Annotated in this window: 15 protein-coding genes; 8 read left to right on the forward strand and 7 right to left on the reverse strand. The window is 62.3% G+C overall.

Translation table 11 applies throughout. The annotated features are described in order from the left end of the window. Positions 1–227: 227 nt before the first annotated feature. Both FQ755_RS04355 and FQ755_RS04360 read right to left on the reverse strand, forming a co-directional pair. Complete coding sequence (locus FQ755_RS04355; protein ID WP_144151283.1) at positions 228–1,883, reverse strand: S10 family peptidase; 1,656 nt, start codon at positions 1,881–1,883, stop codon at positions 228–230. Positions 1,884–2,031: 148 nt separating this feature from the next. Continuing rightward, positions 2,032–3,591, reverse strand: coding sequence for a protease pro-enzyme activation domain-containing protein (locus tag FQ755_RS04360; protein WP_144151285.1), 1,560 nt, complete (start codon positions 3,589–3,591; stop codon positions 2,032–2,034). Between the two features lie 311 nt (positions 3,592–3,902). On the opposite strand from FQ755_RS04360, the gene FQ755_RS04365 reads away from it, so the two are divergent. Then, entirely contained in the window at positions 3,903–4,409 is a 507-nt protein-coding gene (locus FQ755_RS04365) for a DUF1993 family protein (protein WP_144151287.1), read from the forward strand. Between the two features lie 24 nt (positions 4,410–4,433). On the opposite strand, the gene FQ755_RS04370 is transcribed toward FQ755_RS04365, so the two are convergent. Continuing rightward, positions 4,434–4,754 (reverse strand): YnfA family protein, encoded by a 321-nt coding sequence (locus tag FQ755_RS04370; protein WP_144151289.1) that lies wholly within the window; start codon positions 4,752–4,754, stop codon positions 4,434–4,436. 177 nt (positions 4,755–4,931) lie between these two features. On the opposite strand from FQ755_RS04370, the gene FQ755_RS04375 reads away from it, so the two are divergent. Then, positions 4,932–5,117: a DUF1289 domain-containing protein gene (locus FQ755_RS04375; protein WP_144151291.1), complete on the forward strand. Its 186-nt coding sequence runs from the start codon at positions 4,932–4,934 to the stop codon at positions 5,115–5,117. Here the strand turns inward: FQ755_RS04375 and FQ755_RS04380 are convergent. Beyond that, positions 5,114–5,743 carry a LysE family translocator gene (locus FQ755_RS04380; protein WP_144151293.1) on the reverse strand — a complete coding sequence of 210 codons (630 nt, stop codon included), beginning with the start codon at positions 5,741–5,743 and terminating at the stop codon, positions 5,114–5,116. The genes FQ755_RS04375 and FQ755_RS04380 overlap by 4 nt on opposite strands. A gap of 132 nt (positions 5,744–5,875) precedes the next feature. Between FQ755_RS04380 and FQ755_RS04385 the strand changes: the two genes are divergently transcribed. The 4 genes from FQ755_RS04385 (at position 5,876) to FQ755_RS04400 (ending at position 8,467) form a co-directional block, all read left to right on the forward strand. Beyond that, positions 5,876–6,340 carry an Lrp/AsnC family transcriptional regulator gene (locus FQ755_RS04385; protein ID WP_144151295.1) on the forward strand — a complete coding sequence of 155 codons (465 nt, stop codon included), beginning with the start codon at positions 5,876–5,878 and terminating at the stop codon, positions 6,338–6,340. Positions 6,341–6,437: 97 nt separating this feature from the next. After that, positions 6,438–6,671, forward strand: coding sequence for a hypothetical protein (locus FQ755_RS04390; RefSeq protein ID WP_144151297.1), 234 nt, complete (start codon positions 6,438–6,440; stop codon positions 6,669–6,671). 340 nt (positions 6,672–7,011) lie between these two features. Next, positions 7,012–7,320, forward strand: coding sequence for an ArsR/SmtB family transcription factor (locus FQ755_RS04395; RefSeq protein WP_144151299.1), 309 nt, complete (start codon positions 7,012–7,014; stop codon positions 7,318–7,320). 85 nt (positions 7,321–7,405) lie between these two features. After that, a complete protein-coding gene (locus tag FQ755_RS04400; protein ID WP_144151301.1) occupies positions 7,406–8,467 on the forward strand; it encodes an alkene reductase in 1,062 nt (353 codons plus the stop codon). Positions 8,468–8,603: 136 nt separating this feature from the next. On the opposite strand, the gene FQ755_RS04405 is transcribed toward FQ755_RS04400, so the two are convergent. Beyond that, entirely contained in the window at positions 8,604–9,143 is a 540-nt protein-coding gene (locus FQ755_RS04405; RefSeq protein ID WP_144151303.1) for a GNAT family N-acetyltransferase, read from the reverse strand. A gap of 251 nt (positions 9,144–9,394) precedes the next feature. Between FQ755_RS04405 and FQ755_RS04410 the strand changes: the two genes are divergently transcribed. After that, positions 9,395–10,042: a VTT domain-containing protein gene (locus FQ755_RS04410; RefSeq protein ID WP_144151305.1), complete on the forward strand. Its 648-nt coding sequence runs from the start codon at positions 9,395–9,397 to the stop codon at positions 10,040–10,042. Between the two features lie 230 nt (positions 10,043–10,272). Next, a complete protein-coding gene (locus FQ755_RS04415; protein ID WP_144151307.1) occupies positions 10,273–10,713 on the forward strand; it encodes a hypothetical protein in 441 nt (146 codons plus the stop codon). Positions 10,714–10,740: 27 nt separating this feature from the next. Here the strand turns inward: FQ755_RS04415 and FQ755_RS04420 are convergent, their stop codons facing one another. Together FQ755_RS04420 and FQ755_RS04425 are read right to left on the reverse strand one after the other, a co-directional pair. After that, the gene (locus FQ755_RS04420) at positions 10,741–11,592 is read right to left on the reverse strand and encodes a carbohydrate ABC transporter permease (protein ID WP_144151309.1); all 852 of its coding nucleotides are present in this window, start codon (positions 11,590–11,592) and stop codon (positions 10,741–10,743) included. Between the two features lie 10 nt (positions 11,593–11,602). Further along, on the reverse strand, positions 11,603–12,577 hold the full coding sequence (locus tag FQ755_RS04425) for a carbohydrate ABC transporter permease (RefSeq protein ID WP_144151311.1): 975 nt from the start codon (positions 12,575–12,577) through the stop codon (positions 11,603–11,605). Between the last annotated feature and the right edge of the window lie 5 nt (positions 12,578–12,582).

The following is a 12,582-nucleotide window of genomic DNA, read 5'->3' on the forward strand; positions in this document are numbered from 1 at the left end:
AATTCGAGCCGGCGGACGGACTCCTGACCTGGATCTGGCCGTAAGCGCGTGTCTCAAAAAGCCATCCACGCCGGCGGCTTGGGCCGGCGCAAGTGCAAAGGATGCTGCAGATTGCCGCACCCTTCGCCGCAAGCCTGTGCGCGGCCTTCACCGCGCGTCCAACCGCGCGCTTACCCAGTGAGCGCAGTGCTTCACGCGCAACAATCTTTCTCTCGCCCGCTACCGGCCTAACTTGGCCTGCGCGCCTGCAAATCACGGATGCGCGCCACCGCCCCGGTGTTGCTGACCGTGGCGTCGTACATGGCAGCGAGATCCGCCTTCAATGCCGTGCGCGAGTGACCGTCGAGATACACCATGTGTCCCGACGGATAGAAACGCGCCGAGAGGTTCTGGCGCACCTGCGGACTGACGAGCGGCATCTGCTGCAGGTCGAGCACGGTCTGGTAGAACGGCGTGACGAAGTCGAAAAAGCCGTTCGCGGACAATACTTTCAGGTCCACATTGAGCGCCATGACCGCCGCGAGGTCGCCGGCGGTGTAGAGAATCACGTTGCCTTTCGCGTCGACGCCCTTCTGGGCGCCGGTCGGATCGATATGGCTGAAGTCCCAATACTGGAAAGCCTGATTGTTCAGATCGGTAAACGACGAGTTCGATGTGTAGAGCAACTGCTCGTTCAGATAGACGTTCCACATGGTCGTGTAGACGCCCGTTACCGCCGTCATGGTCGGATCGTTGCTGCCGGAATTCGGATCGATCTTGCCCGCGATGCCGGTTTCGATAGCCGTCACGCGACCGTCATATTCGCCAAGCGCGAGCCCCTTCGATTTGAGCAAGGTGGTGAGAAACAGCGAGTTGCCGCGACTGTCGTAGCCGGCAATGTCGAGGCTCCATGCCAGTAGCGTGGCCTTGTCGATGCCGGTGTATTCGCTTAGCTTTTCGACCGTCGCCGGATCGGTGGCCGGCACCTTGCGTAATGCCGCCAGATAGTCGGTACGCGAGAACTGGGCAACTTCTTCGGCGAACTTGCCGAGATCGGTCGGCGTGGGCGCCACGCCGAGCTTCTTGTGATACCACGCGTCGGCAGCAGCCGTGGGCAGCGCGCCGACGGGATTGCCCGACTGCGTGTAATCGAGAATCGACGACTGCAGCGTAATGCCGTTCAGATCGACGCCGTCCTCGTGCAACAGATACGCCAGCACGCAAGTGCGTGCGGTGCCGTAGGACTCGCCATACAGATACTTCGGTGAGTTCCAGCGATTGTTTTTGGTCAGAAAGCGCTTGATGAACTGTTTGATCGAGGTCGCGTCCTGATCCACGCCCCAGAAGTCGCGGTTCTTGCTAGGCGCGACCGCCGCCGAATAGCCGGTGCCGATTGGATTGATAAAAACCAGATCGCTCTTGTCGAGCAGACTGTCGGGATTGTCTTCGAGCGAATAAGGCGCGGGCGGCGTGAAGCTCGGCATCGCCGTTTTGATCCGGCGCGGCGCAAATGAGCCGAGCAGCACGAATACCGAGGAAGAGCCTGGCCCGCCGTTATAGAAGAACGTGACGGGGCGCGTGTCTTCCTTCTGGTTGTCCGCTGTGAACGCCACATAGAACATCTTGGCGTTGGGCACGGAACTGCTCGAGTCGACCGTCACCAGGTGGCCGGCTGTTGCGGTGTAGGCAATCTTACGTCCGCCGATCACGACGGAGTGCTTCGTGACGGCGGCGTTCTCCGTCGTATCCGTCACAGAGTCGTCGGGGCCGTTACCGTAGGCAACGGGATCGAAGAATGGCTGACTGCCGGCTGGGTGCGCCGCTTTCGCGGCCGCTCCGGCGGGCGCAGCGTGAGAATTATGAGGCGACTGTGGACTGCCGGAAGCTGACTCGGTGTTCGTCATGTTCGCTCCATCGGATTCGTTTATGTCATTAGCGTCATATAGGCGCCGGCGAGGCGCTGTCTCAACTCCACGACCCACTCTGCCTGAGACTGCCCAGGCTCACACCGCGAACAGGTGGCGGGTCGCCGCGCGCCTGCCCGGAAGACGACTATAGTGCCGCAGCGACTTTCTGACCATTGGGGCTGCCAAGCCCCGTACACGCATCCCAGCCTGCCGATGCTTCATAACCGCCGTTGTTGCCTTGCGTTATGTCGCGCAAGGCGCCCGGCGTGGCATACAGCTTCGGATTGACGAAGCCCGCCGGCGAGCCGTTGGCTGCATTGATGCGGGCAATCAGCGCGGCCCACAGCGGCGCCACCGCGCTGGTGCCGCCCACCACCGTCTGCGAACCGTCGATCAGTACGTCGTAGCCGCTGTCGGGCGACGCGTCGCCTGCCACGTCCGGCACACCGCGTCCGGTAAGCGCGGTTTTGACGCCCTCGTTGCTGGTGGAGGACAGGCCCTTCTGCCACGTCGGCACCGCAAACGCGGTGCTGACGCCGCCACCGGTCGAGCCGCCCTGAGCACCGTCGTTCCACACCACTTCCTTCGAGATGGTCTGGCCCGAAGCCGTCAGGCGCGTTCCGCCGCACGCCAGCACGTAGGGGCTGGAGGCGGGGAAGTCCACCACGTTGCCGCTGCTCGCGCCGTCGCTCGAACCGCTGTCGCCCGAGGCCACGCAAACCGTCACACCCATGGTGGCGGCGGCTTGCAGCACGCTATTGAACGCCTGTAGCGACTGCGCGGTCCACGACGACTCGGGGCCGCCCCAACTGATCGAAATGACCGAGGGCTTGTTGGTGGTGTCGTGAACCGCGGCGCTGACTGCGTCGATAAAGCCCGCGTCCGTGTTCGGCGTGAAGTAGACCGCGACTTTCGCGCCCGGCGCGATGGAGCCGACCACTTCGATATCGAGCGTGACCTCGCCATCCGGCCCGTTGGCGTCGCCAGTAGGCTTGTTGGCGCCTTTGTCGACGCCCACCGAGACCACGGTAGGCGCGCTCACGCCAAGATTCGAGAAATAGGTTTGCAGATCGGAGGTTTCATATCCGCCGCCCAGTTCGATGATGCCGACGCACTCACCGCTGCCGTCGCCTTGCGGGAACTGGTAAAGCTCCGCGACCTGCAACGGCGTGAACGAAGCGGGTTGCTGCGCCCTGGACGCGTGGATCGGCGGCCGGATACGGAAGTGCGGACGCGCCTGCGGGCGATTATCGAGCCCCAGCACGGCCGTCACGATGCCGGATAGATCATCGGGCACGCTGATCGTGCCGGTATGGTCGCGATACTGCCCCGCAGACTGATGCTGATAATGCTGCAACTCGACGCTGAACGCCGTCTGGAACTGCGCAATGGTGCCGCCCAGCACCACCGTGCGCGCGGCCGGATCTTCGCGCACCACCGTCAGGCCGGCCTGCGCGGCAAACGTCCTGACCTTGGCGAGGTCGTCTGCCGCCGCGCCGAACTCTTTCGCAAAATCTTCGCGCGACAAGGGCTTGACGCTCGGGTCGCCTGCCTCGATTTTGCCGAGCAACGCGTCGAACTTCGCCTGCGCGTGACGGCGCAAGACCACGTGCACTTCAATGTGTTCAGCCGGATTGCAATTGCCGACCAGGGTCGAACCTTCCGCGACTGATCGCTCACTTCCTTGCAGGGGATGCTTGGCCATTGTTTCGACACTCCTCGATGCACAGCCGCGAGGCTGCGCGTTAATCCCGGCGGGCACGCGCCTGATTTACGACTCGAACCACTGCAATGCGGCACAGCCCACGCGGGAGTCTGGTTGCTAGGACATCGTCATGCCGTCCGACAAATCCATTCGAACACAGTTCCGGGTTGCGCAACAGTTGTCCGAATGGCTAATGCCCATCCATGGATCGCGCAGGTATGATGCTGCAGCGGCAAACCCGCCGTTGTATTGGCCCGTGCGCCCACCGTGCGCGCCCGCCGAAAATTCCGAGTGAATTAGAGGAACGTTCCATGTCCATTTCGATGTATCAAGCATCCGTGCCCGTTCTCGTGCGCGGCCTGACCAGCCTGCAAGCCATTCTCGGCAAGGCCGAGGCGCACGCCGCCGAAAAGCAGATCGACCCGTCGGTATTCCTCGGCGCGCGGCTCTTTCCGGATATGCTGCCGCTCGTGCGCCAGGTCTACATCGTCACCGATACCGCCAAAGGCTGCGCCGCGCGCCTCGCCAATGTCGAAGCACCCAAGTACGAAGACGTCGAAATGACCTTCGAAGACCTGCAAGCCCGTCTTCAGAAAACGATTGATTACCTGCGAGAATTCAATGCGGAGCAGATCGACGGCTCAGAAGACCGCACGGTCACGCTGAAGATGCGCAGCGGTCCGGTCGAATTCAGCGGCCTCAATTACCTGCTGCAGTTTGCGCTGCCGAATTTCTATTTCCACGTGACGACCGCCTACGACATCCTGCGTCACAACGGCGTTGAACTCGGCAAACTGGATTATCTCGGCGCCCGTTAAAGGCCGCGATTCAGGCAATACCGTTCAGACACGCGGCTGGAAGGCGATGATCCCCATTCCAGCCAGCGTGAACGCCACACCGGTCAGATCCCACAAGGTTGGGCGCACCTGCTCGACGCACCACAGCCATAGAATTGCCACGGCAACGTAGACGCCGCCGTAAGCTGCATACACGCGGCCGGCGGCGGCGCCATGCAGCGTCAGCAGCCAGGCAAACGCGGCGAGACTTAGCGCACCGGGCAGCAGCAGCCAGGCGGAGCCGCCATCCTTCAACCAACGCCATGGCAGATAGCAGCCGAGAATCTCGGCAACGGCGGTCACGGCATACAACAGAAAAGTCTTCATCGGACGACAGACGGTGAATGTAAAGGTTATGCAATGGGAATGTGACAGCGCACCTGGCGCCATTGCGTCTATCGCCTTTATTAACACAATCACTTTGCCGATGGGATAGTCCCCGTGCGAGAGTCATCGCATCCGACTCACGCGCTCATTGCGCATTCAATCCGCATTTAACCGCCCATGAGCGTCAAATCTCCCTGCATCGATATCTGCAAGTTCGACGGCAAGACCGGGCTGTGCGTCGGGTGTCTGCGCACACGCGACGAATGTAAAGAGTGGAAGAAGATGAAGAACAAGCACCGGCAGAAGATCGTCGACGAACGCGCCCTGCGCTCGTCGAAGCTCGGGAACAAGGCGCGCGGCTAGTCGAGCGACAGGCGCAATGCGAAGCCGATCAAGGCCGCCGAGAAGGTCCAGCGCTGCACCGTTTGCGCGAGCGGATGGGAACGCATCCAGTTCGAAATGCACGCCGCGCCGATTGCGTAACTCACATCGAAACACACCCCGATAGCCAGCAGCACGACGCCGAGCTCGGCCATCTGCAGCGTGACCGGTCCCGCCTCTGGCCGCACGAACTGCGGCAGCAGCACCGAGCAGAATAGCAGCGCCTTGGGATTAAGCAGGTTGGTCAAGAGCCCTTTGACGAACGCGGCGCGCGACGTCTGCGGCCCGGCGCTCGCGCCGCTGCTGTCCGAAAGCGCGAACATCGGCGAGCGAAAAATCTGCACGGCGATCCAGCCGAGATATACCGCCCCGCCGTACCGCACGACCTCGTAAAGCCATGGCGCGCTGCGCAGCAAAGCCGCCATGCCGCACGCCGACAGCGTCACGTGCGTGGCGCGCGCCACGCCCAGACCGCCGGCCGTGGCGAAACCCGCGCGAGTGCCGCGAGCAATGCTCGTTTGCAGCAACAGGGCCATATCGGGTCCGGGCACCGCGTAGACGACGAACAATGCAGCCATGTAGACGATCAAAAGATGCGCGGAAACCATATGAGCCTCGTGTTTTTAAGGGCTCTATCTTGCTATCGAAGTGCGAGGGTTTTCTGGCGATTTACGCATGACAATTCATGAGTATTAGAGGAATACGCTAGACTTGACCCACTTAATAGCAGCCTCCCCCACATGAACGACCTCGACAAAGTCGACCTCGCCATCCTCGCCGCGCTGCAGAACGACGGCCGCATGTCGAACGCGCGTCTCGCGGAAACCGTCGGCCTGAGCGAAACGCCATGCGCGCGCCGCCTAAAGCGGCTCGAGAACGACGGCTACATCGATCAATACCGCGCCATGCTGTCGCGCTCGGCCCTGGGTTATGGCGTGGTCGCGTTCGTTTATGTACGTTTTGCCGTGCACGACCGCGCGGTCGCCACGCGTTTTGAGCGCGAAGTGCTCGCCATCCCGCGCATCCTGTCATGCCACAACGTGTCGGGAAGTGCGGACTACATCCTGCAGATCGTTGCGCGCGATCTCGACGACTTCGGCACTTTCCTGCGCGACCAGCTACGCAGTCTGCCGGGCGTCACCTCGCTCGAATCCGCGCTTTCGCTGCGCGAAGTCAAGGCCAATGGTGGCTTACCGCTTGGCTGATCGCCACGGCCGGCGCGCGCCGCGTGCGCGAGTCATGGCATAGTGGCCGACATGGCAAGGCACGACGTCCGTGCCGGCTGAACCATGGAGCTTTTGGATGAATCACGAACAGGCCCGAGCCGAAGAATCGCGCGCGATGGAGCGCGTGTTGGCTGCCACGCAACGGGTGCAGTCGGCGTTCACGTCGCTGCAATCGCAATTCCCGCCTCAGGGCGAAGGAAAGCCCTCGCAATTCGCGCTGCAGACTTTCGATGCCGCGCTGCAAGAGCTCGAAGACGCGCAAGCCGCCTTCGATGAATTGCTCGGCGATCTGCTTGACGGTAACCGCTGAGTCGCTTAGCGGCCGTCTTTCTGCGTAGCTACTGCGATGCACGCGAGCGCCGACGTATTTCCCCCGTGACGGGTCGGCCGCGGAATTTCGCGGGCGCAAGGCGGCCTTGACCGTTAGTTGCGTTTTTCAACTAACGTAAGCATTGCCAATGTGCATGCGCGCCGCCGCGCACCGGATGTGGTCGCCGCCATTGCCGCCCCGACCTTTCGATCGTCCCCATCCGCAGTAGGGCTTAGAGCATATCGTTAAAATACGATATATGATTCGTTCTGTTGCGATGCAGACGCCGGCACACGTCCGCTGGCTCGCTGCCCGCCGTTCATGAACCCGAAACTCACCGATGACCCATCCCATCGACATCAATGCGATCCACAAGGCGCTCGCCAATCCCATTCGCCGCGAAATTCTGGCGAAGCTGCGGGATCCGCAAGCGCACTTCGGCGACCAGGAACTGACGCTCGATCATGGCGTCTGCGCCGGCAAGATCTACACGCACTGCGGCCTGTCGCAGTCGACGATGTCGGCGCATCTGGCCGCCTTGCAGCGCGCCGGTCTCATCACGTCGAAGCGGGTTGGCCAGTGGGTATTTTTCAGACGTAACGAGCCCGTCATCGAGGCGTTTCTCGAGCACATGAACGTGGACCTTTGACGCCGCGCGTCGCTTTCGCCGCGCTTCTTTTTCACGCTGTCCTTTTTAGCCGCGGGTACTGTTCCCGCCAGCCAAGGTGACCCTTATGCCGACTCTTTTCGACCCGCTTCAAATTGGCGATCTCACGCTGCAGAACCGCATCATCATGGCGCCGCTGACGCGTCAGCGCGCGGGCGACATCCGCGTGCCGAATGCATTGATGGCGAAGTATTATGCCGAGCGCGCCTCGGCCGGCCTCATCATTAGCGAAGCCACCTCGGTCGCGCCGCAGGGCGTCGGCTATGCGGCTACGCCGGGCATCTGGTCGCAGGAACAGGTCGAGGGCTGGAAGCTCGTCACCAGCGCGGTGCACGCCGCCGGCGGCAAGATCTTCCTGCAGTTGTGGCACGTGGGCCGCATCTCCGACCCGATGTATCTGAACGGCGAACTGCCGGTGGCGCCGAGCGCAATTGCAGCGAAGGGCAACGTCAGCCTCGTGCGTCCGGAGCGTCCGTTCGTGACGCCGCGCGCACTCGATCTGGCTGAAATTCCGGGTATTGTCGACGCCTATCGTAAAGGCGCGGAAAACGCCAAGGCGGCCGGTTTCGACGGCGTGCAGGTGCACGGCGCGAACGGTTATCTGCTCGACCAGTTCCTGCAGGACAGCACCAATCATCGTACCGACGCTTACGGCGGCCCGATTGAAAACCGCGCCCGCCTGATGCTGGAAGTGGTGGATGCGTGCATCGAAGTATGGGGCGCGAATCGCGTCGGCATGCACCTCGCACCGCGCGGCGACGCGCACACGATGGGCGACTCGAACGCCGCCGCGACCTTCGGCTATGTCGCACGCGAACTCGGCAAGCGCAAGATCGCCTTTATCGCCGCGCGCGAATCGCTCGGCGACAATCGTCTCGGTCCGCAATTGAAGGCGGCGTTCGGCGGTCCGTATATCGCCAACGAGAAATTCACCAAGGAATCGGCACAGCAGGTCCTCGATGCCGGCGAAGCGGATGCCGTGGCGTGGGGTCAGTTGTTTATCGCCAATCCGGATTTGCCGCGCCGCTTCGAACTGGACGCGCCGCTGAATGCGCCGAATCCGGCCACGTACTACGCGCAAGGCGAGACCGGCTACACGGATTATCCGACACTGGAAACGGTGGAGTAAGCGCGGCTGGCGCACGCTCCGCCCGGGCAGGGTAAAGAGCGGGCAGGCGTCACAGTGCATGGAAACGCGGCGGGCACGAGCGGAGATCAGTCCGTTGGTGCCCGCCGCGTTTTTGCTTGCTTATGGGCCCACGGACCTACGGGCGTTCGGCGACAACTTCACGCCGCATAAACACCCGCTTCGATTCGTCGAGCCCGCGCGCCACATGCGCGGCGCGAATCGCGCGCAACTTCGCATCGAGTTGCGCGTTCTCGATCACCTCGAAACCCAGCCGTCGATAGTACGGCGCATTCCACGGCACGTCGCGAAACGTCGACAGCACCAGTTGCCGCGCCCCCGCCGTGCGTGCCAGCCGCTCCACCTGGCCGAGCAATGCCGCGCCGATGCGCCGTCCGGCCCAGGCGGTCAGCACATCGAGTTCCTCGATATAGAAGCGCGCGGGCAACGGCGCAAACATCACGAACCCGACGCACTGCACCGCGCCGCTCAGCGCGACGATAATTTCCGACGCCTCGATCTTGCGCCGCACGAAGTCCGCGTTCATCGGCTGCGCATCCGCGATGCCGGTCAAGCCGATACTCGCAAAGCGCTGCGCGGCTTCATACTCGATCGCGCGCACGGTGTCGATCTCACCAGGCACAGCGAAGCGAAACGTGATGGCCAAAGAGCCCTGCATAAGCGTCCGGTGCAAATCGATAACGTCGCGGCAAACTTCAACGAACGGCGGCGGCGACGGCGCCGTCCACGTCCTGTGCCTCATACGGGCATCGCAAACGTGTTAGCGCAATCTTGACATCCCGGCAGCGAAACGAACAGATGCACGGCTTTCCTTGCGTCATGCAACAACGCGCGAGATACGTCAAAATGCCATGCCTTGCACCTGCTGCGAGCGCTTCACTCGCGGCATCTCCCGTCCCTCGTTCAAAGTTGGATCCGATGCATCTATTGCAGATCGCCCTGCACTTCGACCGCAACCTCGGCGGTTTGATCGCGCAGTACGGCGCGGCCGTGTACGCGATGCTGTTCGCCGTCGTGTTTGTCGAAATTGCCTTTTTGCCGCTGTTTTTTCTGCCCGGCGATCCGTTGATCTTCATCTGCGGCGCGTTCGCCGCCACCGGCGCGCTGAGTGTCTGGCTGGTGATTCCCGTACTGTTTGCCGCAACCGTGGCCGGCAGCATCGTCAACTTTCTGCTTGGCCGCGCGATCGGCGAAAAGGTTTATAGCGCCGAGTACCGTTGGCTCGACAGGCACGCGCTGCAAAGAGCGCATACCTTCTACGAAGCACGCGGCGGCCTGACCTTTCTGCTGTCGCCGTTCATCGCCGTCGTGCGCACCTTCGCGCCGTTCGTCGCAGGCGTCTCGCGGATGACGTTCGCGCGCTTCGCGTCGTTCGTCGTGGCCGGCGCCGCGCTATGGATCGTGTCGCTGGTGACGGCGGGCTATCTGTTCGGCAATGTGCCGGTGGTGCGCGATCACATGAGTTCGATCGTGTTGCTGGGGGTCGGACTAGGCGTCGGTTCGTTGCTGTTAAGCGCGCTATGGCGCTTGGTCAACCAACGGCGGCAGCGGCGCTGAAGCGCTTCAGGTTGCGCTGCGGGTGCGTCTCCGGCAAAGCTACGACGCAACCCGTTGGCGCGCGCCGGTTGCACCCGCGCATCTACGCCATCGATGCGTCATCCGCCGGACACAGAGGGACATGCCATGCGCCAATACGGGGAAAATCGCGTACTTGACAATATTTAATTTGGGTTGCCGCCAGATATCGCGCAGACTGTTAACTGCACGCCCGGATGACGGAGAAACTCATGAACATCGAAGATGCATGGGACGTTCACATGCGCCGCGCGCCACTCGATGCGGCACAGGGGCAAGCTGGGCGGTCGACGGCGGCCCGCAAACCATCGCTCACGTACCGCGCGATGCAGGTTTCGATCGTGCTGGTCGGCGTCTGGACGATCGTCGAAATGCCTTGGGAACTAAGCCCTACGGATAGCCTGGCGCGGCTCGCTGCGCTGCTGCTCGCCAAATGCCTGTTGCTCGGAATCGGCGTGGCCGCATTTTTCGGCGTCCGCTATGCACGCGGCTTTCTTGCTTTCGTCTGTGCAGCAAGTGTGTTTGCGCTCGCCTCGACGCTGCCGCTCGAATATGCCATTGCGCGTCAGTTGTTCACGCTGTCGCTGATTGAATGTCTGAGCAAAATCGCGCTCGTTGCCAGCTATGTAACCTGGTACGTCAAACGCCACTGAGCCCATCCCAATTCGGCCCTCGCCAACTTACCCCTTCGTCGCGCCAAACGTCAGCCCCGCGACGAAATGCTTCTGCATCGCGAAGAACATCGCCACCGAAGGCAACGCCGCCAGAATCGACCCCGCCGACACGAGATTCCACGCCGTAGTCCACTGTCCTTTCAGCGCCGCCACGCCAACTGTGATCGGCGCGGCTGCATCGCCGGTGGTCAGGCACAGCGCCCAGAAGTAATCGTTCCACACAAACGTAAACACGAGAATCGCCAGCGCGGCCAGTGCCGGACGGATCAGCGGCAGCACGATCCTGAAGAACACCGTCCATTCGTTGGCGCCTTCGATGCGCGCCGCCTCGATCAGTTCGAACGGCAACTGCTTGATGAAATTGCGCAGAAACAGCGCGCAGAAACCGGTCTGAAACGACACGTGAAACAGGATCAACGCGCCCACCGTATTGAAGAGCCCCAGTTGCAGCGACAGGTCGCGCACCGGAATCATCAGCACCTGCACCGGCACGAAATTGCCGGCCACGAAGGTGGCGAACAAGGTGCTGTTGCCGCGGAAGCGATAGACCGCCAACGCGAAGCCCGCCATCGAAGCCAGCGCGATCGAGCCGACCACCGCCGGCACGGTAATCATCACGCTGTTCCAGAAGTAATGCAGCATCGGCGAGGTGGTGAGCGCATCGCGATAGTTGTCCCACATCGCAAAGTGCTTGGGCCAGCCCCAGTAGTTGCCTTCGCTCAGTTCATCGGATGAGCGGATCGAGGTGACCAGCACGGCGATCATCGGCAGCAGCCAGATCAGCAAGGCCACTGGCAGCGACAATTTGTACAGTCGCCGCGAAGCGGGTTTCCATTTGGCAATCGGCAGCGGATACATGACGGCCTCCTTATTGCTCGGCGCGCAGCATCCGCCGCAGGTGATAGACGATATAAACCAGCATGATCGCAAACAGCACCACCGCCACCGATGCCGAATAGCCGATCCGGTAGTACTTGATGGCCTGGTCATACATGTAATACGCGAGCACGGTCGAACTCTCGAACGGGCCGCCGCCCGTCATCACCGAAATCAGGTCGAAGCTGCGCAGCGCGCCGATCACCGTGACGACAATTGCCATAAACGTAGTGGGCCGCAGTTGCGGCAGAATCACATGCCACAGCATCGACCAGCCGTGCGCGCCCTCCATGCGCGCCGCCTCGACCTGCTCGGCGTTCAGCGCGGTCAGGCCAGTCAGATACAGAATCATGCAGTACGCGGTTTGCGGCCAGAGCGCGGCGAAGATGATGCCGGGCGTCGCATAGCGCGCGTCGCCGAGCACCGGCACGCCATGCCCGAGAATCAGCGCCAGCAGGCCGAAGGTGGGATCGTAGAACCACGAGAAAATCAGCCCCACCACCACGCCCGACAACACAAACGGCGCAAAGAACAGCGACTTGACGATGCGGATGCCCGCCACCGCCTGATTCAGATACAGCGCGACGGCGAGACCCATCGGCGGCGCCAGCAGGAACAACAACAACCAGATCAGGTTGTTCTTTAACGCGGTGTAGAACGTCGAGCTATGGAACAGTTCCACATAGTTTCCCAGCCCGATAAAGCTGGGATCGGTCATGCCGTCCCAGTTGAAAAAGCTGATGCGGATGGTCGACAGGATCGGCCAGATCACATAGATCGCCACCATCACGCAGGCGGGCGCGAGGAACAGGAACGCGGCACGTCGTTGCCGGCGCGCCGTAGGCGACGGGCCACGGCGGCGCGGCGCGCTGCCGGGCAGCGGCGACGCGCCGGATTGCGCGGCGCCGCCCGGTGCGCCCGGTCCCGCATCGCCGGTAATGGACTGACGGCTGACGGAGTGAACCACGGCGA

The sequence above is a fragment of the Paraburkholderia sp. BCC1885 genome (assembly GCF_900996235.1).
GTDB lineage: Bacteria > Pseudomonadota > Gammaproteobacteria > Burkholderiales > Burkholderiaceae > Paraburkholderia.

Excerpts from the sequence above, each read along its gene's own strand:
- FQ755_RS04355 (WP_144151283.1), bottom strand. The coding sequence starts at position 1,883 with ATGACGAACACCGAGTCAGCTTCCGGCAGTCCACAGTCGCCTCATAAT.
- FQ755_RS04360 (WP_144151285.1), bottom strand. The coding sequence starts at position 3,591 with ATGGCCAAGCATCCCCTGCAAGGAAGTGAGCGATCAGTCGCGGAAGGT.
- FQ755_RS04365 (WP_144151287.1), top strand. The coding sequence starts at position 3,903 with ATGTCCATTTCGATGTATCAAGCATCCGTGCCCGTTCTCGTGCGCGGC.
- FQ755_RS04370 (WP_144151289.1), bottom strand. The coding sequence starts at position 4,754 with ATGAAGACTTTTCTGTTGTATGCCGTGACCGCCGTTGCCGAGATTCTC.
- FQ755_RS04375 (WP_144151291.1), top strand. The coding sequence starts at position 4,932 with ATGAGCGTCAAATCTCCCTGCATCGATATCTGCAAGTTCGACGGCAAG.
- FQ755_RS04380 (WP_144151293.1), bottom strand. The coding sequence starts at position 5,743 with ATGGTTTCCGCGCATCTTTTGATCGTCTACATGGCTGCATTGTTCGTC.
- FQ755_RS04385 (WP_144151295.1), top strand. The coding sequence starts at position 5,876 with ATGAACGACCTCGACAAAGTCGACCTCGCCATCCTCGCCGCGCTGCAG.
- FQ755_RS04390 (WP_144151297.1), top strand. The coding sequence starts at position 6,438 with ATGAATCACGAACAGGCCCGAGCCGAAGAATCGCGCGCGATGGAGCGC.
- FQ755_RS04395 (WP_144151299.1), top strand. The coding sequence starts at position 7,012 with ATGACCCATCCCATCGACATCAATGCGATCCACAAGGCGCTCGCCAAT.
- FQ755_RS04400 (WP_144151301.1), top strand. The coding sequence starts at position 7,406 with ATGCCGACTCTTTTCGACCCGCTTCAAATTGGCGATCTCACGCTGCAG.
- FQ755_RS04405 (WP_144151303.1), bottom strand. The coding sequence starts at position 9,143 with ATGCAGGGCTCTTTGGCCATCACGTTTCGCTTCGCTGTGCCTGGTGAG.
- FQ755_RS04415 (WP_144151307.1), top strand. The coding sequence starts at position 10,273 with ATGAACATCGAAGATGCATGGGACGTTCACATGCGCCGCGCGCCACTC.
- FQ755_RS04420 (WP_144151309.1), bottom strand. The coding sequence starts at position 11,592 with ATGTATCCGCTGCCGATTGCCAAATGGAAACCCGCTTCGCGGCGACTG.